Annotated in this window: 35 protein-coding genes and 2 pseudogenes; 28 read left to right on the top strand and 9 right to left on the bottom strand. The window is 39.6% G+C overall.

All coding sequences use genetic code 11. The features are described from left to right. Window positions 1-59: 59 nt before the first annotated feature. From ACHCNF_RS07925 to ACHCNF_RS07875, 11 genes and pseudogenes are all read left to right on the top strand, one after another. Window positions 60-857 (top strand): MBL fold metallo-hydrolase, encoded by a 798-nt coding sequence (locus ACHCNF_RS07925; protein WP_408069309.1) that lies wholly within the window; start codon window positions 60-62, stop codon window positions 855-857. A 5-nt stretch (window positions 858-862) separates the two neighbouring features. Then, window positions 863-970: pseudogene (locus tag ACHCNF_RS07920) on the top strand (hydrolase); the annotation flags it as partial. Beyond that, the gene (locus tag ACHCNF_RS07915; RefSeq protein ID WP_408069308.1) at window positions 969-1,694 is read left to right on the top strand and encodes an MBL fold metallo-hydrolase; all 726 of its coding nucleotides are present in this window, start codon (window positions 969-971) and stop codon (window positions 1,692-1,694) included. The pseudogene ACHCNF_RS07920 and the gene ACHCNF_RS07915, both read left to right, overlap by 2 nt. Before the next feature lie 430 nt (window positions 1,695-2,124). Then, window positions 2,125-2,592, top strand: coding sequence for a GNAT family N-acetyltransferase (locus tag ACHCNF_RS07910; protein WP_408069307.1), 468 nt, complete (start codon window positions 2,125-2,127; stop codon window positions 2,590-2,592). Between the two features lie 23 nt (window positions 2,593-2,615). After that, window positions 2,616-3,161, top strand: coding sequence for a GNAT family N-acetyltransferase (locus tag ACHCNF_RS07905; protein WP_408069306.1), 546 nt, complete (start codon window positions 2,616-2,618; stop codon window positions 3,159-3,161). 42 nt (window positions 3,162-3,203) lie between these two features. Beyond that, window positions 3,204-3,707, top strand: a complete 504-nt coding sequence (locus ACHCNF_RS07900; protein WP_408069305.1) for a GNAT family N-acetyltransferase — start codon at window positions 3,204-3,206, stop codon at window positions 3,705-3,707. Window positions 3,708-3,787: 80 nt separating this feature from the next. Next, complete coding sequence (locus ACHCNF_RS07895) at window positions 3,788-4,240, top strand: peroxiredoxin (protein WP_408069304.1); 453 nt, start codon at window positions 3,788-3,790, stop codon at window positions 4,238-4,240. Continuing rightward, the gene (gene yaaA, locus ACHCNF_RS07890) at window positions 4,240-4,986 is read left to right on the top strand and encodes a peroxide stress protein YaaA (protein WP_408069303.1); all 747 of its coding nucleotides are present in this window, start codon (window positions 4,240-4,242) and stop codon (window positions 4,984-4,986) included. The genes ACHCNF_RS07895 and yaaA overlap by 1 nt, the downstream gene beginning before the upstream one ends. A 224-nt stretch (window positions 4,987-5,210) precedes the next feature. After that, on the top strand, window positions 5,211-5,522 hold the full coding sequence (locus tag ACHCNF_RS07885; RefSeq protein WP_408069302.1) for a YbjQ family protein: 312 nt from the start codon (window positions 5,211-5,213) through the stop codon (window positions 5,520-5,522). A 410-nt stretch (window positions 5,523-5,932) separates the two neighbouring features. Next, window positions 5,933-6,139, top strand: a complete 207-nt coding sequence (locus tag ACHCNF_RS07880) for a hypothetical protein (protein ID WP_408069301.1) — start codon at window positions 5,933-5,935, stop codon at window positions 6,137-6,139. A 94-nt stretch (window positions 6,140-6,233) separates the two neighbouring features. Then, entirely contained in the window at window positions 6,234-6,962 is a 729-nt protein-coding gene (locus ACHCNF_RS07875; protein WP_408069300.1) for a MerR family transcriptional regulator, read from the top strand. A 176-nt stretch (window positions 6,963-7,138) separates the two neighbouring features. Here the strand turns inward: ACHCNF_RS07875 and ACHCNF_RS07870 are convergent, their stop codons facing one another. Next, a complete protein-coding gene (locus ACHCNF_RS07870) occupies window positions 7,139-8,011 on the bottom strand; it encodes a LysR family transcriptional regulator (RefSeq protein WP_408069299.1) in 873 nt (290 codons plus the stop codon). 122 nt (window positions 8,012-8,133) lie between these two features. On the opposite strand from ACHCNF_RS07870, the gene ACHCNF_RS07865 reads away from it, so the two are divergent. From ACHCNF_RS07865 to ACHCNF_RS07845, 5 genes and pseudogenes are all read left to right on the top strand, one after another. Further along, on the top strand, window positions 8,134-8,349 hold the full coding sequence (locus ACHCNF_RS07865; protein WP_408069298.1) for a hypothetical protein: 216 nt from the start codon (window positions 8,134-8,136) through the stop codon (window positions 8,347-8,349). A gap of 20 nt (window positions 8,350-8,369) precedes the next feature. Continuing rightward, on the top strand, window positions 8,370-9,371 hold the full coding sequence (locus ACHCNF_RS07860; RefSeq protein ID WP_408069297.1) for an alpha/beta hydrolase: 1,002 nt from the start codon (window positions 8,370-8,372) through the stop codon (window positions 9,369-9,371). Then, window positions 9,371-9,493: a hypothetical protein gene (locus tag ACHCNF_RS07855; RefSeq protein WP_408072256.1), complete on the top strand. Its 123-nt coding sequence runs from the start codon at window positions 9,371-9,373 to the stop codon at window positions 9,491-9,493. The genes ACHCNF_RS07860 and ACHCNF_RS07855 overlap by 1 nt, the downstream gene beginning before the upstream one ends. Beyond that, window positions 9,457-9,651 (top strand): annotated as a pseudogene (locus tag ACHCNF_RS07850) (DapH/DapD/GlmU-related protein); the annotation flags it as partial. The gene ACHCNF_RS07855 and the pseudogene ACHCNF_RS07850, both read left to right, overlap by 37 nt. Before the next feature lie 228 nt (window positions 9,652-9,879). Next, window positions 9,880-10,173 (top strand): AMP-binding protein, encoded by a 294-nt coding sequence (locus ACHCNF_RS07845; protein ID WP_408069296.1) that lies wholly within the window; start codon window positions 9,880-9,882, stop codon window positions 10,171-10,173. A gap of 416 nt (window positions 10,174-10,589) precedes the next feature. On the opposite strand, the gene ACHCNF_RS07840 is transcribed toward ACHCNF_RS07845, so the two are convergent. After that, window positions 10,590-10,814: a cellulose binding domain-containing protein gene (locus ACHCNF_RS07840; protein ID WP_408072207.1), complete on the bottom strand. Its 225-nt coding sequence runs from the start codon at window positions 10,812-10,814 to the stop codon at window positions 10,590-10,592. Window positions 10,815-11,268: 454 nt separating this feature from the next. On the opposite strand from ACHCNF_RS07840, the gene ACHCNF_RS07835 reads away from it, so the two are divergent. The 10 genes from ACHCNF_RS07835 to ACHCNF_RS07790 all read left to right on the top strand — a co-directional run bounded on the left by ACHCNF_RS07835 (window position 11,269) and on the right by ACHCNF_RS07790 (window position 16,674). Further along, window positions 11,269-11,763 carry a kinase gene (locus ACHCNF_RS07835; RefSeq protein ID WP_408069295.1) on the top strand — a complete coding sequence of 165 codons (495 nt, stop codon included), beginning with the start codon at window positions 11,269-11,271 and terminating at the stop codon, window positions 11,761-11,763. Next, window positions 11,763-11,921 (top strand): hypothetical protein, encoded by a 159-nt coding sequence (locus ACHCNF_RS07830; protein WP_408069294.1) that lies wholly within the window; start codon window positions 11,763-11,765, stop codon window positions 11,919-11,921. Before ACHCNF_RS07835 ends, ACHCNF_RS07830 begins: the two co-directional genes overlap by 1 nt. Before the next feature lie 27 nt (window positions 11,922-11,948). Beyond that, window positions 11,949-12,170, top strand: coding sequence for a hypothetical protein (locus ACHCNF_RS07825; protein ID WP_408069293.1), 222 nt, complete (start codon window positions 11,949-11,951; stop codon window positions 12,168-12,170). Window positions 12,171-12,183: 13 nt separating this feature from the next. Further along, window positions 12,184-12,381, top strand: coding sequence for a hypothetical protein (locus tag ACHCNF_RS07820; protein WP_408069292.1), 198 nt, complete (start codon window positions 12,184-12,186; stop codon window positions 12,379-12,381). Between the two features lie 55 nt (window positions 12,382-12,436). Continuing rightward, window positions 12,437-13,534 carry a macro domain-containing protein gene (locus ACHCNF_RS07815; protein ID WP_408069291.1) on the top strand — a complete coding sequence of 366 codons (1,098 nt, stop codon included), beginning with the start codon at window positions 12,437-12,439 and terminating at the stop codon, window positions 13,532-13,534. Window positions 13,535-13,720: 186 nt separating this feature from the next. Further along, on the top strand, window positions 13,721-14,404 hold the full coding sequence (locus ACHCNF_RS07810; protein WP_408069290.1) for a vWA domain-containing protein: 684 nt from the start codon (window positions 13,721-13,723) through the stop codon (window positions 14,402-14,404). A 52-nt stretch (window positions 14,405-14,456) separates the two neighbouring features. Beyond that, window positions 14,457-15,419, top strand: a complete 963-nt coding sequence (locus ACHCNF_RS07805; protein WP_408069289.1) for an ADP-ribosylglycohydrolase family protein — start codon at window positions 14,457-14,459, stop codon at window positions 15,417-15,419. Between the two features lie 280 nt (window positions 15,420-15,699). Next, window positions 15,700-15,912, top strand: coding sequence for a hypothetical protein (locus ACHCNF_RS07800; protein WP_408069288.1), 213 nt, complete (start codon window positions 15,700-15,702; stop codon window positions 15,910-15,912). Between the two features lie 120 nt (window positions 15,913-16,032). Beyond that, window positions 16,033-16,251 carry a hypothetical protein gene (locus ACHCNF_RS07795; protein WP_408069287.1) on the top strand — a complete coding sequence of 73 codons (219 nt, stop codon included), beginning with the start codon at window positions 16,033-16,035 and terminating at the stop codon, window positions 16,249-16,251. A gap of 213 nt (window positions 16,252-16,464) precedes the next feature. Then, window positions 16,465-16,674 (top strand): hypothetical protein, encoded by a 210-nt coding sequence (locus ACHCNF_RS07790; protein ID WP_408069286.1) that lies wholly within the window; start codon window positions 16,465-16,467, stop codon window positions 16,672-16,674. A 543-nt stretch (window positions 16,675-17,217) separates the two neighbouring features. Here ACHCNF_RS07790 and ACHCNF_RS07785 read toward each other — a convergent pair. The 6 genes from ACHCNF_RS07785 to ACHCNF_RS07760 are packed head-to-tail and all read right to left on the bottom strand — an operon-like array spanning window position 17,218 to window position 23,089. Next, window positions 17,218-18,249, bottom strand: a complete 1,032-nt coding sequence (locus ACHCNF_RS07785; RefSeq protein ID WP_408069285.1) for a tyrosine-type recombinase/integrase — start codon at window positions 18,247-18,249, stop codon at window positions 17,218-17,220. Continuing rightward, a complete protein-coding gene (locus ACHCNF_RS07780) occupies window positions 18,239-19,222 on the bottom strand; it encodes a tyrosine-type recombinase/integrase (RefSeq protein WP_408069284.1) in 984 nt (327 codons plus the stop codon). The genes ACHCNF_RS07785 and ACHCNF_RS07780 overlap by 11 nt, the downstream gene beginning before the upstream one ends. Beyond that, window positions 19,215-21,122, bottom strand: coding sequence for a tyrosine-type recombinase/integrase (locus ACHCNF_RS07775; protein ID WP_408069283.1), 1,908 nt, complete (start codon window positions 21,120-21,122; stop codon window positions 19,215-19,217). The genes ACHCNF_RS07780 and ACHCNF_RS07775 overlap by 8 nt, the downstream gene beginning before the upstream one ends. Window positions 21,123-21,159: 37 nt before the next feature. Further along, window positions 21,160-21,642: a hypothetical protein gene (locus ACHCNF_RS07770; RefSeq protein WP_408069282.1), complete on the bottom strand. Its 483-nt coding sequence runs from the start codon at window positions 21,640-21,642 to the stop codon at window positions 21,160-21,162. A 48-nt stretch (window positions 21,643-21,690) separates the two neighbouring features. Then, window positions 21,691-22,764 (bottom strand): hypothetical protein, encoded by a 1,074-nt coding sequence (locus tag ACHCNF_RS07765; RefSeq protein ID WP_408069281.1) that lies wholly within the window; start codon window positions 22,762-22,764, stop codon window positions 21,691-21,693. 19 nt (window positions 22,765-22,783) lie between these two features. Beyond that, a complete protein-coding gene (locus tag ACHCNF_RS07760) occupies window positions 22,784-23,089 on the bottom strand; it encodes a hypothetical protein (RefSeq protein ID WP_408069280.1) in 306 nt (101 codons plus the stop codon). Window positions 23,090-23,737: 648 nt separating this feature from the next. Between ACHCNF_RS07760 and ACHCNF_RS07755 the strand changes: the two genes are divergently transcribed. Beyond that, a complete protein-coding gene (locus tag ACHCNF_RS07755) occupies window positions 23,738-24,265 on the top strand; it encodes a hypothetical protein (RefSeq protein WP_408069279.1) in 528 nt (175 codons plus the stop codon). 91 nt (window positions 24,266-24,356) lie between these two features. Then, on the top strand, window positions 24,357-25,289 hold the full coding sequence (locus tag ACHCNF_RS07750) for a DNA/RNA non-specific endonuclease (RefSeq protein ID WP_408069278.1): 933 nt from the start codon (window positions 24,357-24,359) through the stop codon (window positions 25,287-25,289). Window positions 25,290-25,541: 252 nt separating this feature from the next. Here the strand turns inward: ACHCNF_RS07750 and ACHCNF_RS07745 are convergent, their stop codons facing one another. Then, window positions 25,542-25,706, bottom strand: a complete 165-nt coding sequence (locus ACHCNF_RS07745; protein ID WP_155831539.1) for a hypothetical protein — start codon at window positions 25,704-25,706, stop codon at window positions 25,542-25,544. Window positions 25,707-26,604 lie beyond the last annotated feature (898 nt).

Here is a 26,604-nt window from a genome sequence, read left to right as displayed (position 1 = left end):
GTTGTAGACTTTCGAGCATATCAGGAAGGGAAATATTAGGGAATAAAAAGAGATCTGTTATGAAAGTACATGAGATGAAGTATACCAATACAAATACATATCTCATAGAAGGAGATACTGGGAACCTTCTCTTTGACACTGGATGGGCTGGTTCTTTTAAGGCATTCTGTAATGCCATGGGAGAGAAACATATATCGGTTCAGGATATTAGATACATCATGATTTCCCATTTTCACCCGGATCACATGGGGATTGCACAGGAAATTGCTGACCTTGGAGCAACTATAGTTGTTATGGATGTGCAACAGAACTATGTTCATGCAGCTGATAGCATTTTTGAAAAAGAGAATAATACTACCTTTGCTCCCATTATTGATGACGGGGTGAAGATCGTCAGGATCGAAGAGAGCAGACAGTTTCTACAGACCATGGGTATTGGCGGTGAGGTTATTCATACGCCGGGACATAGCGATGACAGCATTTCGTTGTATCTTGATACTGGGGAATTGTTCGTTGGAGATCTGAATCCATTGTATGAACTTGAACTTCATAAAGGCACACAGATTGAGGATAGCTGGAACAGGCTGATGAAGCTGAATCCGAAAAAGGTTTATTACGGTCATGCCAAAGTGGCGGAACTAGGTGTTTTAAATAAAGTGCCAAGAGAGAGCGGTGACCGGTATGAGCTGGTTTCAAGAATCATGAAATATATTGATAAAGGTGTAAGCCTTGAAAAGATTCAGAAGAAAACCGGAACGGACAGCACTCTCGTTGAAGATGTGGCGAGGATGTACCTGACACACCAGAATGTCGGAGTTCAAGGCATTTTGGACAGAATAGAAATTAAGGGGAAATGAGGAGGATGTGTATGATTACAAGGGATGATGCATTTGAATTACTGAAAAAGTACAACAAGGATCCATTTCATATCCAGCATTCACTTACAGTTGAGGCTGTTATGAAGTGGTATGAAAAAATCAGAGACTACAACATTGGCAGATACGCAGAATGCAGCAGCTTCAGATAACAAAGAATTGAATGAGCAGGGTGAGAATACAGAAAATACGGAGGGCGAAGACATGGCAGCAATATTACTTTATCAGGGACATGGCAGTGTAAGAATTGTAACAGGAGAAGGAAAGGTAATATATCTTGATCCGTTCATGGGAGATGGATATGACCTTCCTGCGGATCTTATTCTTATGACTCATGGGCATTATGATCATACTCAGGAAGATCTGATTGCTACGAAGAATGAAGGATGCACTGTTATCAAATGGTCAGATGCCTTAAAGAATGGTGAATATCAGAACTATGATTTTGGTTTTGTTTCCGTTGAAACTGTGGAAGCCGGGTATAACAAGAATCATGATGTTTCTGAGTGTGTCGGATTTATATTTACATTTTCTGATGGTGTAAAGGCTTATTTTTCCGGTGATACATCCACAACGCCCTCGATGGCTGGATATGCTGACAAGAAACTTGATTACGCTTTTTTGTGCTGTGATGGTGTCTATAACATGGACGTATCAGAAGCGTCTGAGTGCGCAAAAACTATAGGTGCGAAGCATACAATCCCCTACCATATGGAACCGGTAAAGGATAAAAGCGGCTTTGATATAAGCGTTGCGGAGATCTTCGATGGACCCGGAAAGATAATATTGCAGCCTGGGGAAGAGCTTGTGCTTAAGTGAACAGATAATGGAGATGATCATGATCTCAGAATAATAATCAGTGAAAAAACATATTGACAGCAATTTGTCAGTTAATTATACTGACAACTAATAATTTTCAGAAAGAGAGAAGCTATGATTAAGAGAATCCTTGTCAATTCTAATATGTTGACTAATGTATCCGTGAAATATTATCAGGGGTCTGTTTTTGATATGCATGATGAGGAATAGCTGCAGTAGAGCATAGCTGTATTTTAATTATGGTACATGAGCCTCATCAAACAGAATGATTTGATGGGGCAATTTTTTTATAGCATAGGAAATTGCTTTCCTATGCTATAAAAAACACTCCGTGTGGATGCGCACTCGCGCGAAAGGAATATGTTGCATGCTGCAACCGCGCTCGGCGCGAGAATGTCGCGAGCGACATTCTTTTTTAGGAGAGGCACATATGGAAATACGATTTGCAAAAGAAGATGAGCTGGATAGGATTAATGAACTGCGAAAACAGGTGAATGATATACATGTTGAAGGAAAGCCAGACGTGTTCAAGCCAGGATTTGGAGCCGAATTACAAAAATTCATTCATGAAATATGGAATGATCCTGACAAAAAGATAATTGTTGCTGACAATGGCGAGGAGATATGTGGATTTGCAGTGATAAACCATATAAATAAGCCGGAGAATCCATTTATGAAGGAAAGAGACTTTCTTGATGTGGATGAATTCTGTGTGGACAAGGAGTTTCGAAGACAGGGGATTGCTTCAGAGCTAGTATCTTTTATAAAGGCCTATGGCAAAGAACAGGGATTTCATCGAATAGAGCTTAATATGTGGGAGTTCAACCAGGGGGCCCTGGCTTTCTATGAGGCAGCAGGCTTTGAAACATACCGCAGATATATGGAAATGTTTGTGTAAAATTGAAAGAAGAGGTGCAGAAAATGGTTTTTGAAGAAAAAGAGTATATGATCGGGGATAAGAAAATATTGCTTCGAAGCGCTAAGACGGAAGAAGCGCAGCTTTTGGTTGATTATCTGAAAACTGTTTGCGGAGAAACAAGGTTTCTTCTCTGCGATCCTGATGAAGTAAAGTACACGGCAGAGTCTGAGGCAGAGTTTATTAATGAAAAGAATTCTTCCGAGGATTCCATGCTGTTGCTTGCTTTTGTTGATGGAGAATATGCCGGCAACTGTTCATTTCAGCCTATAGGAAGCAGACGCAGGGCTAAGCATCGTGCAGATATAGGAATTGCTATTTATCAGAAATATACCGGATTTGGACTGGGACGGCTTATGCTGGAACAGCTTCTTGAAAAAGTAAAAGAGCTTGGATATGAACAGGCAGAACTGACAGTAGTTGCTGGTAATGACAGGGCATATCACCTTTATGAGAGTCTTGGCTTTAAGGAGTGCGGAAGGATACCGAAGGCAAACAAGTACCAGGATGGTACTTATGCGGATGATATCCATATGGTTAAGGAATTGTAATAATTCAGGATAAGCAATTGCTTAGGAAAGAGAGGAACAGTAATGGAACTTCGAAAAATAAACAGTGAGGATGCAAGATCACAATGGGAATACACAACAGAGCTACCTGCTGATGAGAATGGATTAACTAATCCATATCACGGCGTTTCATATGATGAATATATTGCAAAGGTACTTCCGACTCTCATATCTTATGAGCATCCTATAAATATGCCGGACTGGTTTGTGCCTGAAACGTATTACTACTTATGGAATGAAGGGAAACTGGTTGGAGAGTTTCGTATCAGACATCATCTTACAGAAGCTCTTAGGAATGGTGCAGGACATATAGGTTACAGCATCAAGAGGGATGAAAGAGGAAAGGGATATGGTACAGCTGGCTTAAAGCTTACTGTTTCTGAGGCAAAGAAGATTATTCCTGAGGATGAGATTTATCTTCGTGTCAATAAAGACAACATCGCATCCCAGAAGGTAATGCTGAATAATGGGGCATACAGAGCAGGTGAAGACGAGGACCATTATTTCATGAGGATTAAAAAGCACTAAAAGCTGTTCAAATCATATGAGATTGTGATGCTATAATGGATTTTAGAATATGAAGTAAAACCTATAGGAGGATATCTTTTATGTTGGAAGTAGGAACAAAGGCACCGTTATTTGAACTCCCCGATCAGAACGGAGTTATGCACTCTTTGGAAGAGTATAGAGGCAAGAAAGTCATTTTATATTTCTACCCAAAAGACAATACCTCCGGTTGTACCAAGCAGGCTTGTGGCTTCTCTGAAAGGTACCCTCTGTTTACGGAAAAGGGTGCAATAGTACTTGGAGTAAGTAAAGACACTGTTGCATCACATAAAAAGTTTGAAGAGAAATATGGTTTGGCATTTACACTTCTTGCAGACCCTGAGCGAAAGGTAATAGAGGCTTATGATGTCTGGAAAGAAAAGAAGAACTATGGGAAAGTGTCCATGGGAGTAGTCCGTACAACTTATCTTATTGATGAACAAGGAATCATTATAAGAGCCAATGATAAGGTTAAGGCGGCTGAGGATCCGGAAAAGATGCTGGGAGAACTGTGATGAGAATAATTCTTTCTCCTGCGAAGAAAATGAATGTTGATACTGATAAGATTGAGTGCCAGGGCCTTCCGGTGTTTCTTGACCAGACAAAGGAAATTCTCGAATGGCTAAGGAAACAGTCTCCAGGTGATCTGCAGAAGCTGTGGGGATGTAATGACAAAATATCGGAGCAGAATTATAAGCGTATAAAAGAAATGGATCTCCATAACAGGTTGACTCCCGCGATCCTGTCTTATGAAGGGATTGCTTATCAGTATATGGCTCCCGCTGTTTTTGAAGATAGCTCTTTTGACTATGTTCAGGAACATTTGCGGATATTATCAGGATTTTATGGCGTATTAAAACCGCTGGATGGAGTAACACCTTACAGACTTGAGATGCAGGCAAAGGCCGCTATTAGCGGACACAAAGATTTATATGATCTGTGGGGACAGAGATTGTACGACGAGGTGTCAGATGGAACCGGTGTTATAGTGAATCTTGCGTCCAAAGAGTATTCAAAATGTATAGAAAAATATCTTAAGTCCAATGACTATTATGTAACAGTCATATTTGGCGAAATGGTAAAAGGCAAGCTTGTAACAAAGGGTACCTACGCCAAGATGGCCAGGGGAGAGATGGTCAGGTACATGGCCGAGAATGGGATTGAAGATCCCGGGGATATTAAGAACTTTGACAGACTGGGATACTTCTATAGAGACGATCTTTCAAATGCAGCGGAAATTGTTTTTGAAAGAAGAAGCTGACAGAAACTGAATAGAGAAATATTGTTTTCTTTTGCCATTTCGTCACCTCACATAAGAAATCCTTTTCTATATTTTACCACTTATGGGAAATATAGTTATCGATATTGCAACTATGAATATGTATTATAATATGAATGAGGCATATACTTATATCATCAACAGGCAGTCTGTTGAATGGTTAAAAATAGCTTGGACGAAAATTGTTTTAAAGGAGGTGGCGAAGTATGTTGATAGTTACTACAGAAACAATATCCGGAAAGGATCTGGAAATGCTGGGACTTGTAAAGGGAAGCACTATTCAGACAGTTAATGCTTTTAAGGATATCGGATCCGGTCTTAAGACTCTGGTAGGAGGTGAGCTTGGAAGTTATACTGAGATGATGTGCAAGGCCAGAGAACTTGCCACAGATAGGATGGTCAAGGAAGCGGAAGCTCTTAGGGCAGATGCAATTGTTGGAGTAAGGTATTCTTCATCTTCAGTAATGCAGAGTGCAGCTGAGATAATGGCTTATGGAACAGCGGTTAAGTTTTCTTGAGAGGCTATGCTGATAGTTGTTTGGCTGGCATTTGGAGCAATTAAAAACCTGAAGAGGTATTTGAAATTCTGATAACTTTATATACCGGTCATGTATATCGTGGATGTATGTGACCGGTAGTTTTTTTATAGCATAGGAAATTGCTTTCCTATGCTATAAAAAACACTCCGTGAGGATGCGCACTACTGTGTATGACATTTCACTAGGCTCGAAAAAACCTCGCCAAGTGATCTGCGCATCGCGCGAAAGGAATATGTTGCATGCTGCAACCGCGTCTACGTTCCACTTCGGTCGTTGCAAAGCAGATGTCCCCCGGACATCTTGCAACGGCGCGAGAATGTCGCGAGCGACATTCTTTTTTATTTTTGTTAAATGTAATTGGTGTAGAATAGATATATAAAATTAGTCGTATGTATGATGTGATAAGCGAGATCAGAAAACTGGAAGAAAAGTACGGCGAAGAATTTAACTGGGGAACAGAGCATCGGAAGACTGGGGGTGGATCTGTAGTCAGGACAATTGAAAGATATTCTTTTTTAAATGAGATAGATGGAAGAACTGGGAATAAAGAATGGATGACAGACTGGGAAGGTAAATGGAGGTCCGCTGAATCGTGAATCTCTATTTTTATGAAAAATTTGAAATTAGTGTTGACTCTGACGTTGGGTAATAGTTTACGGTATAATTATCACGACGAAGGAGATAAATACTATGATGACAGTAAATGAAGTAAGCAAGCTGACTGGAGTGAGTATACGCACTCTTCAATACTATGACAGGATTGGACTCTTAAAACCTACAGAATACACCGGGGCAGGGTACAGGCTGTATGACGATGCAGGACTGGAAAAGCTGCAGCAGATTTTACTGTTTAAGGCGCTTGAGTTTCCTCTTAAGGATATAGCCGCAATAGTAAATAGTGAGAATTTTGATAAGTCAAAGGCATTGGAACAACAGATAGAGCTTTTGACTTTGAAAAAGGAGCACATTGAGAACCTTATCACCTTGGCTCGTGGATTAAAGGCGAGAGGAGTGAGAAGATTGAATTTTACAGCATTTGATACAAAAAAACTTGATGAATATTCTAAGAGAGCAAAGGAGCAGTGGGGTAAAACCTCGCAGTATAAAGAGTTTGTAGATAAGAGTAAAAACTGGACAAAGGATGATGAGAAGACTCTGATGGAAAATCTCATGCAGATTTTTGTTAGATTTGGCCAGCTTCGAGATCTCGACCCTGCTTCAAAGGAGGTGCAGGAGCAGGTAAAGGCTTATCAGAACTTTATCACTGAAAATATGTATACTTGCACTGATGAGATTCTTCTTGGACTTGGAAAATGGCTCGGAGGCGGTGGAGAAGTTGCCGAGAATGTAAACAGGGAGTGCGGCGAGGGTACAGCAGAATTCGCTTATCAGGCAATCAGGATTTATTGTGAGAAGTAGAGCCACAACAGTATAACCATAGCATTAATTGTACCAAAGGATTTGGGGGATTATTTGTCAGACAAGCGGTACAGATAGTATTTGTGACAACGTATGGTGTGGAATCAAATCAGTATAGTGGAATAGTTCAGAAGCAGGTTACACTTGATGATTTGTTCAAGGCGAAAGAATTATAATTACTTGAAAGTCTTTTTTATCTGCTCCAGAAATTTTTCCGCAATAGGAGTAAAGGTCTGATACTTGTTCCATATCAGATACAGCTCTGATTCTAGTTCAGGTGAAAGAGGCTTAAATACCATGTCAGTTCCTTCAGTATTTATCAGATTTTTAAATATAAGAAGTATTCCAAGGTTTTCTCTTGCAAATACAGAGCCGTTATAGGAAAGTCTAAAAGAGCCTTCAAGTTTAAGCTCATTAAATCTGTCTTTGGCCCACGCTTTGATTTCATTGTTCCAGCTCTGTTCAGAGACAAATAGAGGTTGTCCTGTCAGGTCAGAGACCCGGATGGACTTTTTCCTGGCGAGGGGATGAGATGAAGGTATGATTGCTCCCCACACATCAGCTTCCGGGAATTTTACATATTCGTATTTATTGCTGTCAGGTGTTTCACATAGTACAGCAAAGTCTAAAATACCCTTATCAAGCTTTTCAGTAACCTGCTCAGTATCTCCGCTGGTTATATGATAAGTGAAATTAGGGTATTTTTCTTTTAACTTATAAATCTCTCTGGCGAGGTATCTGATCTGATAGCTCTCAGCCAGTCCAAAATATATATCTCCACCGGTTATATCATCCAGGGAGTTAAATTCCTGTTCGATCTTATCTGACATGGCCACAAGATCCTGAGCGCGGTCACGCAAAAGCATCCCCTCATCAGTAAGTGAAATACTGAAGCTATGCCTGACAAATAACTTTTTTCCAAGTTCTTCCTCTAATGCTTTTAATGTCTTTGAAAGAGTAGGCTGCGATACATGAAGCAGCTCAGCAGCCTTTGACATATTTTCTTCCCTTGCAACTGCAAGAAAGTATCTGAGATTTTTTATTTCCATGAAAACCTCCCTAAAGCTGACAATTTATGTGTTATTCCAAAAGTGAATATCATGATATTTATTTTATTCATTAGCGAAAACCTGGTCAAGGATTTACTATGAAATCAGAAGGAGCAAAAAAGATGGATACAGAAAAGATTCTTGAAAGCCTTTCAGACATGGGCTGCAATGAGAAAGAAATAAGCTTTATGAAAAAGATGTATGAAGAAGGGGATATAGATACACTTCTTCGAGATCTCAGGAAATGCCGATGTCACCTCATGGATGAACTTCATGACAGCCAGAAAAAAGTAGACAACATGGATTTTTTGATACGACAGATTCAGAAAGAGAAATGATTAAAACGGAGGAATGTAAAATGATCAGAAAAGAAGAACTAAACCTTGTAACCGAGTGGGATAAGACCTTTAAGAAAAGTGATAAGGTAGACCACAGCAAAGTCACATTTGTAAACAGATATGGAATCACCCTTGCAGCAGATATGTATGTTCCCCAAAATCCAGAAGGTAAGCTTCCGGCTATTGCCGTATGTGGACCTTTTGGTGCAGTAAAGGAGCAGTGTTCTGGTCTCTATGCTCAGACAATGGCAGAGAGAGGATTTCTGACAATAGCATTTGATCCCTCTTTTACAGGAGAGTCTGGTGGAAATGTAAGATACATGGCATCTCCGGATATCAACACAGAAGATTTCATGGCAGCAGTTGATTTTCTATCACTAAATGAAATGGTAGATCCTGACAGGATCGGAATCATCGGTATCTGCGGCTGGGGAGGAATGGCTGTAAACACAGCAGCTCTTGATACAAGAATTAAAGCTACGGTAGCTATGACAATGTATGACATGACAAGGGTAAATGCCAAGGGATATTTTGATTCCGAGGACAGTGAAGAAGCGAGATATCAGAAAAAAGTAGCTATGTGTGCTCAGAGACTTGAGGACATTAAGACTGGCGAATATAAGCTTGGAGGCGGAGTTGTAGATCCACTTCCGGAGGATGCACCTTTCTTTGTAAAAGACTACTATGACTATTACAAGACTGACAGAGGGCATCATAAGAGAAGCCTTAATTCCAACGGCGGCTGGAACGTGATCGGTTGTGAGTCTTTCGTTAATCAACCAATCCTTAAGTACAGCAATGAAATCAGAAGTGCAGTTTTACTTGTCCATGGAGAAAAGGCACACTCATGTTATTTCTCAAAAGATGCTTATGCAGATATGATCAAAGACAGCAAGTATGCAGATAACAAGGAACTAATGATAATCCCTGATGCAGTACATACTGATCTATATGATGGCGGTGATAAGGATTATATTCCTTTTGATAAGCTGGAGAACTTCTTTAAGGAGAATCTGAAGTAATGATAACGGTTGAAGAAATACTGGAATTTTTTAATTCGGACAGAATAGAGGATATGACAGACACCTTCTATGTGCGCCTATGCATATTGGAAATAGGGTTTGGATTGGAGCAGGAGCTATAATTACAAGAGGTGTGACAATTGGTGATGGTGCTGTAATTGCAGCCGGAGCTGTTGTGACAAAAGATGTTGAGGAAAACACGACTGTAGGAGGTGTTCCTGCAAAATTTATCAAGAAGATCAAATATTCATCATACATAGTAAAACTTCCGAAAGTATAGTCATTGATAGGAACAACTAAAACAGCGGAGGTGCATGTACATCAAAATGATGCTTGTACTTGTGCGGACGGTTTTGCCGGGTAAGTACTTTGAAGGCACCGCCATGAACATGCAAGAATATCCCATGCTTTCACGCAAATATTTTCAAAAGTTAATTATCATTTTCCTGTTTTTTATAATTTCATGACCTAATACACAATATAATGATGATAAGGGTGCAATTAACTTTTGTCCTTTATTACTTCCTATCCTGATGAGCGAATCCTTTTCAGTATGGAGGATGCCTCTGCTGGTATTTTACTGACAAGCAGGCGTCTTAAAGAGCAGCGACCGGCGTTATCCGGATCCGGTTTTGAAGTTCTTACTATGGAGGATATCTTTGATGCGCAGACGGACGATACTTATCCTTCGCCTGATGGTATAAGGTCTGAAGATCTGGCCTACTGCATCTATACATCCGGTTCTACAGGGCGTCCTAAGGGTGTCATGATTGAACAGGGGACTCTCCTAAATCCTGAATAGATAAAATTTTGGTGCATCGGCGAGAGTAATTTTACTGATATAAGTGGTGAAAATAATTCAAGATGTCAGTATGTTAACTGATTACACTGGGATATGAATAATTCCTGTTTTCAGTGTAGTAAAATTTTACAAGATTTTTAGCAGTACACTGGGATTTAAAAAAATGTTTATCCCAGTGTATGCTATTTTTTTGGAGTACACTGGGATTTAGAAAAATGTTTATCCCAGTGTATGCTGTTTTTTTGGAGTACACTGGGATTTAAAAAAATGTTTATCCCAGTGTATGCTATTTTTTTGGAGTACACTGGGATTTAGAAAAATGTTTATCCCAGTGTATGCTGTTTTTTTGGAGTACACTGGGATTTAGAAAAATGTTTATCCCAATGTATGCTACTTTTTTGGAGTGCACTGGGATTTTAAAAATACCTTAATTTCAGGGTAGTCTCATTTTCAGCAGTGCACTGGAATTTAAGCAAAATACAAAACCCAGTGTAATAGAGACTTCCGATTGAGCCTGAACCCTGTACGCCAAAGAATGCGCTTTCGCCGGGACGGATAGAAGCATTCCAGTCATCGGGAGTGATTACATAATTCTCAATGCAGCCAGTGCTGACGTTATTCCATTGTTCCCTACTCGCAATATTGGATTGGATTCAAAAACGTGCCTGATTATATTTGGTGTAACTGTAATTGCTACGCTTGTTCTTGAGCACTGTTTTACTATTGCCAAGATCCTGGGAAGTATTATAGGATGCTTGGTTGTCGCTTTTTTATGCTATGAACTTAGTGATGTGACACCTATGAACACGCGGCTGATAATTACTGGTGTTGGAACAGTTATAACTATTTTTGATTAATATCAGATTCTGGAGAAGGTAAATAATGTCCGGAGCTATTTTGTTTTTGTCTGAAAAAAGGTATGATAATCTATAAGTTGTCGGAAAAGATGATAGGGAAAAGGGAAAGTAGAATAAGATGAAGCATTAAAAGCAGTCATAGATTTCTTTTTTGACGAAGAAGAATACATTATGGTTTGCGAGTTATTAAAAGAATGAAACGGAATTTTATGTGTCTGGGAGTATGTGAGGTACGAATATGCATAAATTAATCATGCTTCGCGGGAACTCCGGGAGTGGAAAAACAACGGTAGCCAAGGAGTTGCAGACACTTTTCGGACGAGGTACCATGGTCCTTTCGCAGGATATGATCCGAAGAGAAGTGCTTAAAGAAAGGGATGGAATAGACCCGCCGGCACTTCCCCTGATAAAGCAGATGCTTGAGTACGGAAGCGAAAACTGCGAAGTGGTCATATTGGAAGGGATATTTATTGCGGATTGGTATCGAGAACTGTTTGAAGCAGCGATCGAACTGTATGGCGCCGACATATATGCGTATTATTTTGACATTCCTTTTGAAGAAACCGTAAGACGGCATCAGACCAGATCCAAAGCAGCTGAGTTTGGAGCCGATGAGATGCGTGATTGGTGGAAAGAAAAAGATTATTTGGACCTTATAAAAGAGACCACCATCACTGAAGAAAAGAGCAAGGATGAGATTGTAAATGAGATTTATTCAACGGTGGTGCGATAATGGTTGTCGAATTAAATGATACATCTAAAGTAAAAGACCTGTTTACAGACTGGGAGGAAACGTTGATCTACTCTTGCCTTCAAAAGGTTATGGGAAAGATTTATGTTACGCTGATGACAAGAGGAATAAAGGAAAAACTGGATGGATTTGATAGTTAAGCAGTATTTGGGATGGGAGGTAGAAGCATGAAGTCTATTCTTATCAAAGATACAACTAAAGAAGAACGTGAACAGATAGTGAAGAACTCTCTTGACTGCGGAGGTGGTTGTGAGAATTGTTCTTCATGCTGGCTTGGAGGCGGAAGTCCCTGGGACATATACCAGGATTACATTGATGGTAAAAAGGAAATTCGTGAGATAAACATGGAGTATATGGAAATATATCGCCAGGACAGGCAGATACATTGAGGAGATTGTTGTTATGGCAGGTGCACCTGAGATAGGAAATTCCACTTTGGAAGAGCGCAGAGCATACATAAAAGAAAGATATCCATGCATTTCTGACTGTGACATGTGCGGACTTTGTAAGGTGTTTCATGGAAAAGATGCAGAAACAGCATATAAAGATTACATAGATGGCAACAAGAATTTTCTTGAAGTCTCTGCGTATTACAAATGAATGATGAAATATGCGGTAGAAGGATACTATATAAAAAGAGTAGGGGTGAAATTCTATGCCATTTCAGATTATTCGTAATGACATAACTAAAGCAAAGGCAGATGCCATTGTTAATACTGCAAATCCTGATGTTGTAGTAGGGGATGGTGTTGATTCTGCCATATATAAGGCTGCCGGTGAGGACAGACTCCTTGCTGCCAGAAAGAAGATAGGAGTCCTGGAGCCAGGTGATGTGGGGATCACACCGGCTTTTGACTTGAATGCAAAATTCATTATTCATGCGAGTGGTCCATGGTGGGACGGAGGAGACTATGGAGAGGATAAACTCCTTAGGCAGTGCTATGATAAGGCACTATTACTGGCTTTTGAGAATGGCTGTAAGTCAATAGCCTTTCCGCTTCTTGCCACGGGGACATATGGATTTCCTAAGGAGCTTGGAATACAGATAGCGGTTGATGCTTTTACAGACTTTCTGAAGGAACATGAGATGGAGATAACTCTTGTTGTGTTCGGAGCGTATGCCTATCATGTATCCGGAAAGATATTTGATGAGGTGAAAAGCTTTGTTGATGAGGAATACGTCAGCATGGCTCTTAAGGATGAATATCAAAATGACGGTATTCCTAAAGATAGTGTGATGCTTCTTCAAAAGGCATCAGCTTTTTCTGATGAAGAAGATGAGGATGCAGAGATTCAGGAAGATGCAGACGTTACAGCTGAGGACGAGGAAGAAGCTTTTGGTTATTCTGATGAGCCGGTTGCTTATGCAGCACATAAGGCACAGTCATTGGATGAAGCATTAAAGGAAATGTATAAGGATTCATTTGAAAAGCATCTGCAACAGCTGATCAACAAGAAGGGGCTTAAGAATTCAGAGATATATACGGCAGCAAATATTTCAAAGCAGTATTTTTCAAAGCTTCTTAAAGGGCAGGTGAAGCCTTCAAAAGAAAAAGTGCTCTGTCTGGCTGTAGGACTCAGGCTAACCCTTGATGAGACGGTGGATTTCTTAAGACTTGCAGGATATGCTTTTTCGCCGATTTCGCAGACAGATGTTGTGGTCAAATATTTTATAATTCACAATGACTACAGTGTTATGAAAATAGATATTGCATTGTTTGATTACGGACTGGATCCGCTTTCAAATGGATGATAGAATGGTCGCCTTCGGGTTGACCATTTTTATTTGCCTTCATAGTAACATTGCATTATCAGATAGAGCTCCGAGGCAGACGATAGCAGCACCCGGCTGGCATGCAAGCAGGGTACGAGAGATCTATATGAGACGAGGCTGCTGGAGCTGAGATGTAAAAATTTTCATGACTATGGAGGTGTCAAAATGAGTAAGGGATATACAGAAATCGTTTATATACTGGACAGAAGCGGATCAATGGGTGGATTGGAGCTTGATACTATAGGCGGATTTAATGCCATGATAAAAAAGCAGCGTGCGACCGGTGAAAAGGCTTATGTATCAACAATCCTTTTTGATGATGTGACTGAGGTGCTTCATAACAGGGTGGATATCAGAGAGGTGAAGGATATCACTCCGGATGATTACTATGTAAGAGGTTGCACAGCACTTCTGGATGCAGTTGGCGGAGCAATCAGGCATACGGTAAATGCGCACAGACATGCGCCTGAGGATGAAAGGCCTGATAAAACTATTTTCATAATAACAACTGACGGCATGGAGAATGCCAGCAGCAGGTACTCATATGGACAGATAAAGAAGTTGATCCGGCATGAGCAGAAGAAGTATGGATGGCAGTTTATTTTCATAGGTGCAAATATCGATTCCTATGCTGAGGCTCAGCGCTTCGGCATAAAAAAGGAAAGAGCCGTCAACTATATGCATGATTCTGTGGGAACAGCAAATCTGTATGCCGGAGTTTCAAAAGCAGTTTGTTCTGTTATGATGGCGGATAGTGCAATGGATGCCGAGAAGGAGCTTAATTGCTGTGATTGGGATGCTGAGATTCGGGAGGACTATGCAAAGCGCAGCGGTCAGCGAAGAAGATGATGCAATGAGATTGGATTGATGAATCAGAAACTAAAAAGGGAGTGCGGTTTTCATGATGAAATATAATACAGAGAGTAAAAATGCTGATAATATATGGTTTTCCGGAATAATGGGAGTTGTTGTGGGTGATGCTCTTGGATGTCCTGTTCAGTTTAGGAGCAGAAAAGAGGTCCGGGAGGATCCTGTGACTACCATGCTTGGCCATGGAACTTATGATATGCCTGCCGGTACATGGACTGATGACAGCAGTATGACGCTGGCGCTCCTTGCAAGTATCAGGGATAAAGACGGCATTAATCTTGAAGACATCATGAACAGGTTTGTCAGATGGATCCGGAAAGGGGAATATACCCCGTTTGGTGAAGCGTTTGATGTGGGAAATGGCACCATGGCTGCAATATTGCGGTATATGAAGGGTGATGATCTGAATAGTTGTGGTGGTATTACTGAGAGGGATAATGGGAACGGGTCTCTGATGAGGATTCTTCCGGCATGCATATATGCATATACAAATAATCTTTCTGATGAAGATGCTGTTTCCTTGATCCATCAGGTTGCCGGGCTTACACACAATCATATAAGAGGGCAGATTGCATGTGGACTATATTTTTTCTGTGTGAAAAGCGTACTTGATAAAGATGGAACGCTTATGGAAAGGCTACAGAAAGGTTTTGATACCGGCTTTAATTTCTATGATGGATTTTTGAAAAATACATCGGAGTTGTCATGTTATGACAGGTTACGAGATATGAAGAAACTATCAGAAATACCTGAATCCGGGATTAAGAGCAGCGGATATGTGGTTGACACCATAGAGGCTGCGGTTTGGTCACTTGTTTCTACAGATTCTTTCAAAAACTGTGAGCTGAAAGCGGTCAATCTAGGGGATGACAGTGATACTGTTGGAGCCACAGCGGGAGGACTGGCTGGGCTTTTCTACGGATATGATGGAATACCTGAGGAATGGCTTGAAGTTATTCAGAGGAGGGAGTGGATAGAGGAGCTTTGTAAATAATTAGTTCATATGAACATGCCTAAGGGAGACTCAGTGCTCCCTTTTTATTGGGGACAGATTTAACCTGATACTGGAATCTTAAACTTGAACCTTGGAAACACCGGATTGTTACTATTCACAGATTTTCTGAAGGTATCAAGCATGTAAGGCATAAGGTAAATATAGCCTTATTCCATTTATGGTGATACTCCTTGAAAAAATTGCCATTTTATTAATTGGTTCGTATAAATAATTAACCAAAGTAAATTCCGTGTCGATATAGATCTTAGGAGGTGCAGTTATGACAGATAAAAATATAAAAAACTTTTCAGATGAGGAACTTGAAGAGGTTGCTGGTGGAACAACAACATTTGGAGTAGGAGCACAAATTAAAAAAAAGCAAGAAAAGGAAGCCTTTGTCGAAGAAGCAAAAAAAAGATTTAACCCAAAAGATCCTTCATCCTGGTTTCAAACAGTTGCGGATTTGTTCAATGAAAGAGGCGGAATAAAATAAGAATATCTATTTGTTAAGAAGGTAGTACGGTTATATAGTAGATTACAGTTATTTATTATCACAGATTCTTTTCATTTCTATAGTTAATGAAAATGATATTTAGTCGAAGGAGGATTCATTATGTCAGAAAATAATAAGGAAAATTTAGTGGATGAAGAACTCGAAAATGTAACTGGTGGTGGAAGCAATGGTGTCAATCCAAATAGAAGAGAGATAAGGCGTCAGAAGAAAGTTGAACAACTGGCAAAAGAAGCAGTAGGACGAATGGATCCAAACGATCCTACATCTTGGTTTCAAACAGTCTGTGACGTATTCGATGAAAACGCCAGAAACCAATAAGAATATGTATTATATTTTTATTTTGCATTAAGTTATACAGTTACTATTCACAGATTTTCTGAAGGTTATCAAGCATGTAAGGCATAAGGTAAATATAGCCTTATTCCATTTATGGTGATACTCCTTGAAAAAATTGCCATTTTATTAATTGGTTCGTATAAATTATTGACCAAAGTAAATTCCGTGTCGATATAGACCTTAGGAGGTACAGTTATGGCTGATAAAAACATGAAAAGAATTTCAGATGAAGAACTCGAAAATGTAGCTGGTGGACGGTTAGGCCGCTTTGCCTTAAATTCTGAAAAAGCACGACAGAAAGAAGACTTTGTGGAAGAAGCCAAAAAACGAATTAACCCAAACGACCCTTTGTCTTGGTTCCAGACAGTAGCAGATGTGTTCGATGAAAAATTCGAAAAAAAATAAGAATATCTATTATATTATAGATAAGAAATGCGCTTGTTTTGTCAGGCGCATTTTTTACTGATAAGGCCTCTTGATAAGGGATAAGGCCTCTTGTTACCATTCACAGATTAAATGAGGATACAGAATGAAGCTCACATTGGTGGGCTTTTTTATGTATGAAAAGGTTAGAATTTTCGTATTAAACAAACTTCATGTTTGTTGAAATGAAAGCACTATTTCTAGGCGGAGTTATGCTCCGCCTAAAAGCTCTGCTACGGTATATGGTTCACAGGAAGTCAGTCTCAAAAGAGCAGTGAATTCATTAACACCATTTCTTGCGCAGGTCTCAAGATAAGTCCTGATATCTGCGAAATATGATGCGTATTCAATACTCTGGAACTGCCCGGAGACTTTGTCCTTGGTTTTTACGAATCTGAGTGATCTTTCGCTTAGTTATGCGGAATTCCGCATAACTAAGCTTATGCGAACCTTTTGTTTATGCGAACTTTTCTGCTGATACTAATTACTAACTTTATTGCATTCAGAAAAGTTCGCATAAATTTTTTATCTTAACCCACACAGTTTTGCTAATTCATCCTCATGTCCAACCCATAATGGCTTCTTGTCAGCATCAGATTGTGTCCCAGCTTCCATTGCGTTACGGAGCTGCTCAAGTGAAGGAAATGCATAATGATCTTTGGTGGTCTCAACAGAGCTGTGTCCAAGAAATCTTGAAACCAGCTCAATAGGAGTGCCATTCTGATATAAGCCACTGGCCCGACTCCTTCTTAAGAGATGAGGATATACAGAAATGGATTTCTCATCATTACCAGAAAGCCTTTCGGCGTATTTTTTGATCATCTTCTGTACATTCCTATGAGACATAGGCTTTGTGATTCCCTTGATTGTCGTATAAATCAGAGGTTTTTTCAGGTCATTTTTATCAGGATGATACTGTTCCAGGTAGGCTTCAAGCAAAGAAGAAGTTCTCTGATCCAACGAAACTTTTCTTTCTTTGTTACCTTTGCCATGTATGAGAAGATATGTAAATCCATCATTGTGATAAATGTCTCCTCTTGTCAGAGACAGAAGTTCTTCAAGCCTAATGGCTGCATCAAATAGTAGGGACATGATAATTGTATCCCTCAACCCTTTTTTCGATGCAGGTGGTTGGTCAAGCAGGCAGCTTATCGCCTTTTCATCAAGTATGTCTCTCTGCACTTTAGGAACTTTGCTAAATGGCACCGATGCAGTTGATATATAAGTCTGCAGTAGAGAGATATCACATCCGTATGAATACTTTATGTATGTTTTTATTGTCGCAAGTCTATGATTTATGCTTGCCGGTTCGTATTTCAGCTCGGATGACAAGTATTCTTTATAACCCAGCAGGAAGTTATAAGTACAGTCAGTATATAGAAAGCTTAAAATATCCTTGCCGGTTGTTAGCACATATCTTTTGAATACGGTAAGTGAATCCCGATAGGATTCCCTTGTTTTTTCACTTCGTCCACACTGTTTTACAAGATAAACATCCAAAAAATCAGAGGTTCTTGAGAAAAACAGTCTGTCCGGTAAAATATCCTTATGCCCCATATTTACTTACCTCCGGGAGTACCCTGCCGATAATGCGGTCTTTCCTGCGAATGATAATGTTAGCTTCTTCACTTAAATGATAGTAATACAATGATTCTTCAACACCACTATGACCAAGGTATTTACTTAGATAAGGGAGCATTTCATCAAACGACAGGCCGGACTCAAGCCATGAGTTCATTCTGTCCACCACAAAGCTATGGCGAAGGCTGTGTACCGTTGGCTTCTTATTAGTGCGTGCAGCGTGCTGAGTTCCAGACCATACCCTGTTGAAGCGACTATCAAGAGTTGATTTGTGTATGTGCTTTGAGGGATCCGGTGATGGAAAAAACCAATCCGGAATAAAACCAAGAGTGTCAGACAGATATTTTTGGTATTGTATCAGAAGCTCCTGCATATCGTCAGTAAGATAAACAAGACGATCTTTTCTGCCTTTTGAATGATATATTTCAAGGAAGCCTCTATCGAGAGCAACGTGTTCGGTTCTTAGGCAGCATGCTTCTGAATTACGCATGCCACAGCTATATAACAGTCTGAATATAACCCTGTATTCATTCCATGCTCTCCATGCATAAGTAGCAGTAACTTTGGGAGTATCATTATCCAGGGAAATGAAGAAATCGTTTATCTCTTCCGAACTGAGAAAATGAGGTACAGGATATCCCTTACTGACACTTTCTACAGGTATATATGCATTTATTCCAAGTCCGTTCATGTAAAGAGCCAGCTGTCTGATAAAGGAGATTCGTTGACCATGATAACTCGGACTTTCATCAGGGAGAGTTTTTAACCATTCCTCAAGGAAATCTCGGTCAAAGCATGGATTTTCTAATCCGTGGATAATGCAGTAATTATCAAATTCATTTAGCAGGTATTCTTCAAATACATAGCTGAATCCCATAGAACGTTTTTCTTCTAATAATCCGGAAATGTAATCCGCCACGACACTTTTTCTTAAATAATCCTTATGCATTTCGGAATCCTCCTTTCATGGTAATCCCGGATTCTGAAAGAGAAATAGGACAAAGGCGCATACGCTCTTCATCCAGGGATATATATTTTTTAACAGTTTCATCTGTTGTATGTCCTATAAGATAGGCTACTTCAGTGTATCCCACATGATTTCTGAACCTTTCTGTTGCATATGTTTTGCGTGTGATGTGAAAACCATAGCCGTCATCACGCCCCTCTGGAAATACCTTTTGAATTATTCTTCTACAGATATTTCTTTTTACCCTGCCATAAGGAGCTTTATGCACTATAAATACATATTTACTCTTGCTATCCGGTCTGCCTTCAGTTATGTAACGATATAATGCATTACCGACTTCTACTGGCATTGGCAGTACTCTTTCTACCGAAGTCTTTTTCTGTATGAAGCGTATTGCTCCTAATCTCCAGTCAATCTGTTCAAAGGTAAGTTCGGTTATGTCAGAGCCTCTTAAACCCATTTTTAACCCTATCAATGCAATGGCCTGGTTTCTTAGGCCGATAGAATAATCTTCATCCATGTAGTTTTCTAAAGCATACGATTCATCAGGGGTAAGTGTTTTTACGATTTTTGTAGACGGTGCATGAACGCATGGAAGAGCATTTCCAAGAAAGTAGTTGTCAGTATAGCAGTTATCAGCAAGATAAAAGAGAAATTTTCGAATTCTTACATTATAAGCATTCTTGCCCTCCGGGGTAGAATGGATATCTGAGATATTGAATCTTTTTAATAATTCTGGTGTAATCTCACTAAAAGAAGATATACCATTATCAACAATAAAAAAACAGAATCTTGTAATCGATGAGCGATACATACAGACAGTAGATGCTGCAAGATTTTCACGTTCTTTCTGTAATAAAAACTGATCAAGAGTTCTTCTGCACCAGTCAGGAAGTCCATCGCAAAGAAGAGGCCTGTAGGTGAAATAATGGGTTGTGATTATAGTTCCTTCTTTAGTGAACACCTCAAAAAGAGCAAATATCCTGCGTGCCATATATTTGTTTTTCTTGAAGCAAAAATCCCCTTTTTCATGGAACCATTCGTTTACAAGCTTTGGATCATATCCAAGCCGATTCATGTCAAGGAACAGATAGAGCAGATCAAGCGCTGTCCTGGCTGTAGTTTTCATTGTATCTGCATATCCAAGACTTTCTAATTCCATGCAAAAGTCCAAAGATGCAGTATAGAACTCCTCCGGGGAAAAATCCATGAGGCATGAGGCTCCTACCGCACTGATATATAATGCAGTGCCATTGGAAAAATCCCTGAGCATAAAAACTTTTTCTGCATGATTCATAAAAAGAAGCATTGAAAAACCAATAGGGCAGGCTCCTTTCTCTGAAAGCCATCTGAGAAAGTTTGCAATGGTGCCCTTGTACATACCATAATCGGCTTTAGAGAGTCGTTTTAACGCTGTTGCATGAAACGAAAGAACGTCTGTATATGTTATTTCACATATTTCAGAATGCTGATGTTCAACCTGCATGTATTCAAGGAAATATTTGCACCGGATACGGATATTTGGCAGATGCTTTTTACTATATTTGCCGGATATGTCGGACAGGTAATCGGAAACAGCACCACTGAACTGCCCTGAGAGTATCATACTGTGTATTCGATTGGCAAAGCTCACATGCCCATATTTATAAACATCATCAAGCTGGCGAATTGCTTTGCCATATGTCTGGATTGTATTGGCGCACAGCGATAATTGAGAAAGCCATTCTTTTGCTACATCCAATGAATATGAAATTGAAGTATCATGTAGGAATTTTCCAAGCTTTGAGAGGCAAGAATGAGTAAGACAGTATACAGTTGGATTTGCATTATTCTCTGACAGATATTTCAAAACAATAGAAGAATTGGTCTGGAAAACATCCATGAAATCACCTCCTTCGAAGCAGAATCAACTGGTGATTTCATTCTCTCATTTTATGCGAACTTTTCCATACCTTCATAAGATTGTTTGTCCAGTCTCTTAGAAAGTTCGCATAAACAAAAGGTTCGCATAAGCTTAGGTTGTTTGTTGTCGGAATTGAGAAATCCTTAACCCAGTCAAAGTAGTTGCTCTTATATTCTCTGATTCTGTTGAGAAGAGCATTTTCATCACTTTCATAATAATGCCCCAAATCAGCAATGTACTCTTTATATCCACTATCCAAAAGAGAATCCACTTTCATGAGAAAAGCTTCAACAGCTTCCTTTGAGAAAGCAGTAGCACCTTCGGCTATCAGATGTTTCCGGTCATGCATCATGGACTGGATTAGCTCTTTTAGCGTTTTGATCCAAGGGTGGCTTGATGAGTCGAACAGCTTCTGCAGGTCTCTTTCCAGATGCTGATTACATTCTACATTTCTGAAGACAAAGCCTTCATGATAATTGATGGTGTTATGATCATGCATGACTTTTGTTCCGGAACTTAGTACAGGAAGGATGTTATCTTCGAGGATTCAATCAAGGTCCTTGTGCATATGTGCAGTATATAGTGCAATGCGCTCATTGCCATAAAACCTCATACATGCTCTTGCTGTATTGACAAAGACTACAGTGTCATCCCAGTAGATAAGCGGCAGTCCGATGATCAAATTTTTAAGGTCTGTTACAAAAGCATGAAGCTTTTTGGAATAGCGCTTTTGCAGTTTTGCCAGATATCCTTCACTGAGGGTTAGTGGTTCGGGAGAAAAGCCTGTCAGTATTTTCTTTGTACGGTTGATACTTACGAATCCAAGATTCATCAGGGACAAAGCCATTGCCTGAATCACCTTGCCATACTGGTTTGCTGCTTTAAGGGTGCCAAGAGGAGTTTTGACCGTTGCTCCACAATCAAGGCATTTGTATATGACAAACTTATGCCTGTGCTTGATGACCTTTACTTCATAATCGAATTCATCCTTGACAGATACTTCGATTTCTTCAAGGTTGTGACCTCCACAGTTGGGACATTCAGAAAGCTCATGTGGAATGGTATCAGTAATCTCTTCCTCAGAAAACTGTGCCATTTCATGTTTCTCATGACCTTGCTGTCCGCCTTTGGAAAGGCCTGATTTTTCCCTGGAGTTTGGGATGACTTTTTTCTGATCAATTGCTGTCCTGGATGTAGGAGTGCCGGTATTGGTTCCGTTATTATTTAGCCTTGCAGTAAGTCTTGCTACTTCATCCTTAAGCGCTGCAATCTGAGCTTCTGCTTCTTTTGAAGCTGTGATTTTTTCGGAAGAACCTTCTTCCAGAAGTTCCAGCTTATCCTTTAAATGCAGGTTTTCAAGTTCAAGACTGTATTTATCGTTCTCAAGTTCTTTGACTTTGGCTCGTTCTTTCTCATAGAGTTCCTGATAGCGATCAGCAAGGGCTTTGTATTGCGAAATCTTTTTGTTAAGGCTTTGTATCTGGCTGAGAAGCTTTTGCACACAGGAGTCTGAGGCACCTTCTTTTCTGAGTTTTTCAAGCTCTTTTTCGAGTTTTTTTGACTTGCGTTCAGCAGCATGCCATTCTTTTTTTATAACCTCATAAGCTTCTTTTAAGTCCATCTCCGGTAATCCCCAACCATCATTTTGATTTATATTTTTCTAATTGCTCCCGAAGTTCCTGATTTTCTTTTAGGAGCCTTCGAACCTCATCTTTAAGACCTTTCATAGTCTTAGGCATTTCATAATCATCACTACCGGGTTCATAGGAAGGGCTGCGCTTTTTGCATCTTCCATCAGTAGGAACTATTTCTTTTGTAACAGGATCAACGCGGCCTATCAGCTTTCTTTTAGATTTGGAACGCTTAAGTTCCGGATCCCAAAAGGACTGGTTTTCATATGCATAAGTAATGCCGGATCTTTTATCGGTTTGATATACAATTCCCATAATTTGCCTCCTTTATCTTTATGTGTATGGTATAACACATAAAGATAATTGTTGCAACAAAAAATGCCAAAAAAGTTAGACTTTTTCTAGCTTTCTTGGCATTTTGAAATAACCGAAATCTCTTTATGTGAAAGATACCATATTTGGGAAAGTGTGAATAGTAACACCGGATTAAGAACTGTCATTTTTATGGGACATGTAAAGCAGGATAATTGTATTATCAAAAGAAGATACAAATAGCTGAGGAGAAGGGGAAATTCACGTATGGGAAAGACTATTGGTTTTGTAACAATTGGAATACCGGCAGTAATTTTGGTAACTATGATGCTCATGATGCCATTGGTTGTCAGGTGAAAAGGAGGCAATATGAAGCGATTTGTGTATTGGGTCAGAAAATGTGTACAAGGACATAATAAGTATTGCAAGCATTTCTGCTGCACCTGTGAATATTATGAAATTTGCCATAGAGATGGTGACTTTAACCAGATAAATTGATGGAGACTCGTATTTTTTATGATGTGTTTTTACCTTGGGAGAATAAAGCCCCATATTTTGCAGAAACTGGTGTGTATTTGTAGATAAAACAGGTTTATTCTTGTATAAAGAGGTACCACACCGTTTTCATATAAGAGAAGGAGGCGGTAAGTTATGAAGAAATCTATAATTAGTCTTTTAATAGCATTCGCTGTTGTAATCACCATATTTGGAACTACATCTATGAGCGCTTTTGCATACAATAGCCAATGCGCTAAGTCCGGATGTACAAGGAAAAGAAGTACCGGAAGTATCTATTGCTACGAGCATAAGAGCGCGGCGACTTCCAGTAGTAGCTCATATTCCGGCAGCAAGAGTTATTCCTCTACCACAAGCACAAAGCATTGTGCTAAGGCAGGCTGCACCAGGAAGAGAAGTACCGGAAGCATCTATTGCTACGAGCATAAGCCTAAGGATACATCGAGTAGCAGTTCTTATAGCAGTAGCAAGAGTTATTCCAAGAAGAGCAGTAGCTCAAGCAAATCCAAGAAGAGCTATGACTACTACGGAGTGCATGATTATAAATCTGCTCAGGATTTCGCTGATGATAAGTATGAAGAGTTCTATGACTACGAGGACGATTACGAAGATGAGGATGAAGCATATGATGCAGCCGAAGACTATTGGAATGATAACCACTAAGGGATGTAAAGAGGTGGAAAGATATGGGATTATTCTAAGGCTTTCGTGAAACGATTGTGATAGGCTAAGTACATGGTAGCGGAGGTATGTTATGAGAAATTATTTTTCAAAAATAGTAGGAACTGTAACTCTGATAACAGCTTTACTATGTGCGGATTTTATATGGACATGTGCTGCAGGTGGAGAGAAGACTGCAGATGAAGCTATTCCAGCATATAGTGGCATACCTTCAGTAGAGATAAATGACAATAAGCCAGAGTTTACAAAGAGTGAGATAACAAAGGTGTCTTTTGAAAGCTATGGCGATTTGGATGAGCTTGGGAGATGCACTCCGGCGATGGCAAGTATTGGTAAGGATCTCATGCCTAAAAAGGACCGTGAGTCCATAAGCATGGTAAAACCAACCGGATGGGATCAGGAGAAATATCCCGGACTTGTAGATTCAGATCCTCCGTATCTCTATAACAGATGCCATATGATCGGATTCCAACTGACTGGCGAGAATGCTAATGAGAAGAATCTTATTACCGGCACAAGATATTTCAATGCTGAGGGTATGCTGCCTTATGAGAATGAGGTTGCTGACTATATAAGAAACACCGGTAATCATGTGATGTACAGAGTTACACCGGTATTTGAAGGTAATAATCTGCTGTGCGATGGAGTGAAGATAGAGGCATTATCCGTTGAAGATAGTGGCAAAGGTGTCAGCTTCAATGTGTTCTGCTACAACGTACAACCTGGTGTAATCATTGATTATTCTGATGGATCTAACAGGTTGGATAGGAATTATAAGGCGGATCAGGGTAGGAATGCGAACCAGGGTAAGGAGGCATACCAGAGCGATAAGTCCGATGAAAAGGCTTATTCATATATTGGAAACAGGAATTCTCATGTATTCCATTATTCGGATTGTGATAGCGTGAAGGATATGAAGGAGAAAAATAAGGTTTATTTCGAGGATACTACGAGGGATGAGATTTTAGAAAAAGGGTTTAAGCCGTGCCAGAGATGTAAACCATAAAATAGATGAGAAAATGCAGGTGAAGTTGAGAGCACCTGCATTTGTATTGGTTCACAAGTACCGCGGCATTGTTTTTTGTGGCACCCGGAACTGCGCTATTCCGGGTGCGTTGTTATGAAGATTGTATTAAAAAGTTTCTGTTATAATTTCCAGAAGATTTTCATCTCCCGATGAATGTATATTAGTATCCGAAACTAAAGTGAACATAAAAAAGAAGATCCCTTCCGAAATCTTCTGGTTGCTATATATGGATTACCAAACGTAGGCTACAGCATTAGCTATATCTTCTGTGATAGTGTTATCTTTAACAAGCTTCTTGAGCCACTTATCAAGTTTGCCTACTTTGTGATTTGTCTGGATAAAGTGAATCTTCTTGCCATTTACATCATTTGAAAGAAACAGTTCATACATATACATAAGTGAAAACCTCCAAAAATCATTATATTTGTTTCATTCGTACTGGCCATTTGAATGTTCTTTTTGCGCGTCCGAAAAATATATCGATGGTCAGGCGAAAAATCTTTAGGGCTTTTCAAATGTTTTTTTTAGAGCATATTTATGAAAATAATTTTCAAATATTCACGTGAAGTGAAATTGGTTAAATATAAAAGCTGCATTGCTGCAGCTGAATTTTTGAGGGTTAGCTGCCAGGATGTCACGTTTCTGGCAGCTTGTGTTATGAAGAAAAGTTTCTATGAGGGGTGTACCAAGAGGTTTGTTGCTCTTGATGTGATTAAGTTTAGATTATTATCCTTAAGCGAAGCTAAAAGAAATTGGTGAGATTGTGAAAGGTTTGTGAATTCTCCAATTCAATAAGGTTGACAGTAGTATCAATTCTCCTGGGTAGTGTCCTTTTTAGGGGATAGGACATATTGAAGTACTAATGGAGAAGTATGGCAAAGAACTCGCGGATTATATGCCTTATGTGTTATGTCGAAGGAGCAGGGAGAAGCATTTCATGAGTATGACCGCAATGAAAAGAAGCATGAAATGCGCAGGATGCGACATCATGATGCTTGGGGTATGAAGAGGGAATCACGGAATATGCAAATTCTGATAACTTTATATACCGGTCATGTATATCGTGGATGTATGTGACCGATAGTTTTTGTGTTTTTGTTAAATGTAATTGGTGTAGAATAGATATATAAAATTAGTCGTAGTAACACGCCGCTAAAGGAGAGGCTGTAAATATAGTTTGATTGGGGAATTAAATGAGTAAGCATATAACCGACGTTTGTAATATGAAGATTAAAGAGACCGTTGCTTGTGACCGATGAGGTTGTTCTTGCAGGCTTTAAAGAAGATGCATGGA

Origin of the sequence: Butyrivibrio sp. NATIVEDY162, assembly GCF_045999815.1 — a bacterium.
Lineage (GTDB): Bacteria > Bacillota > Clostridia > Lachnospirales > Lachnospiraceae > Butyrivibrio.
The sequence above is the reverse complement of the archived record's forward strand: the minus strand, read 5'-3'. Positions and strand labels throughout refer to the sequence as shown.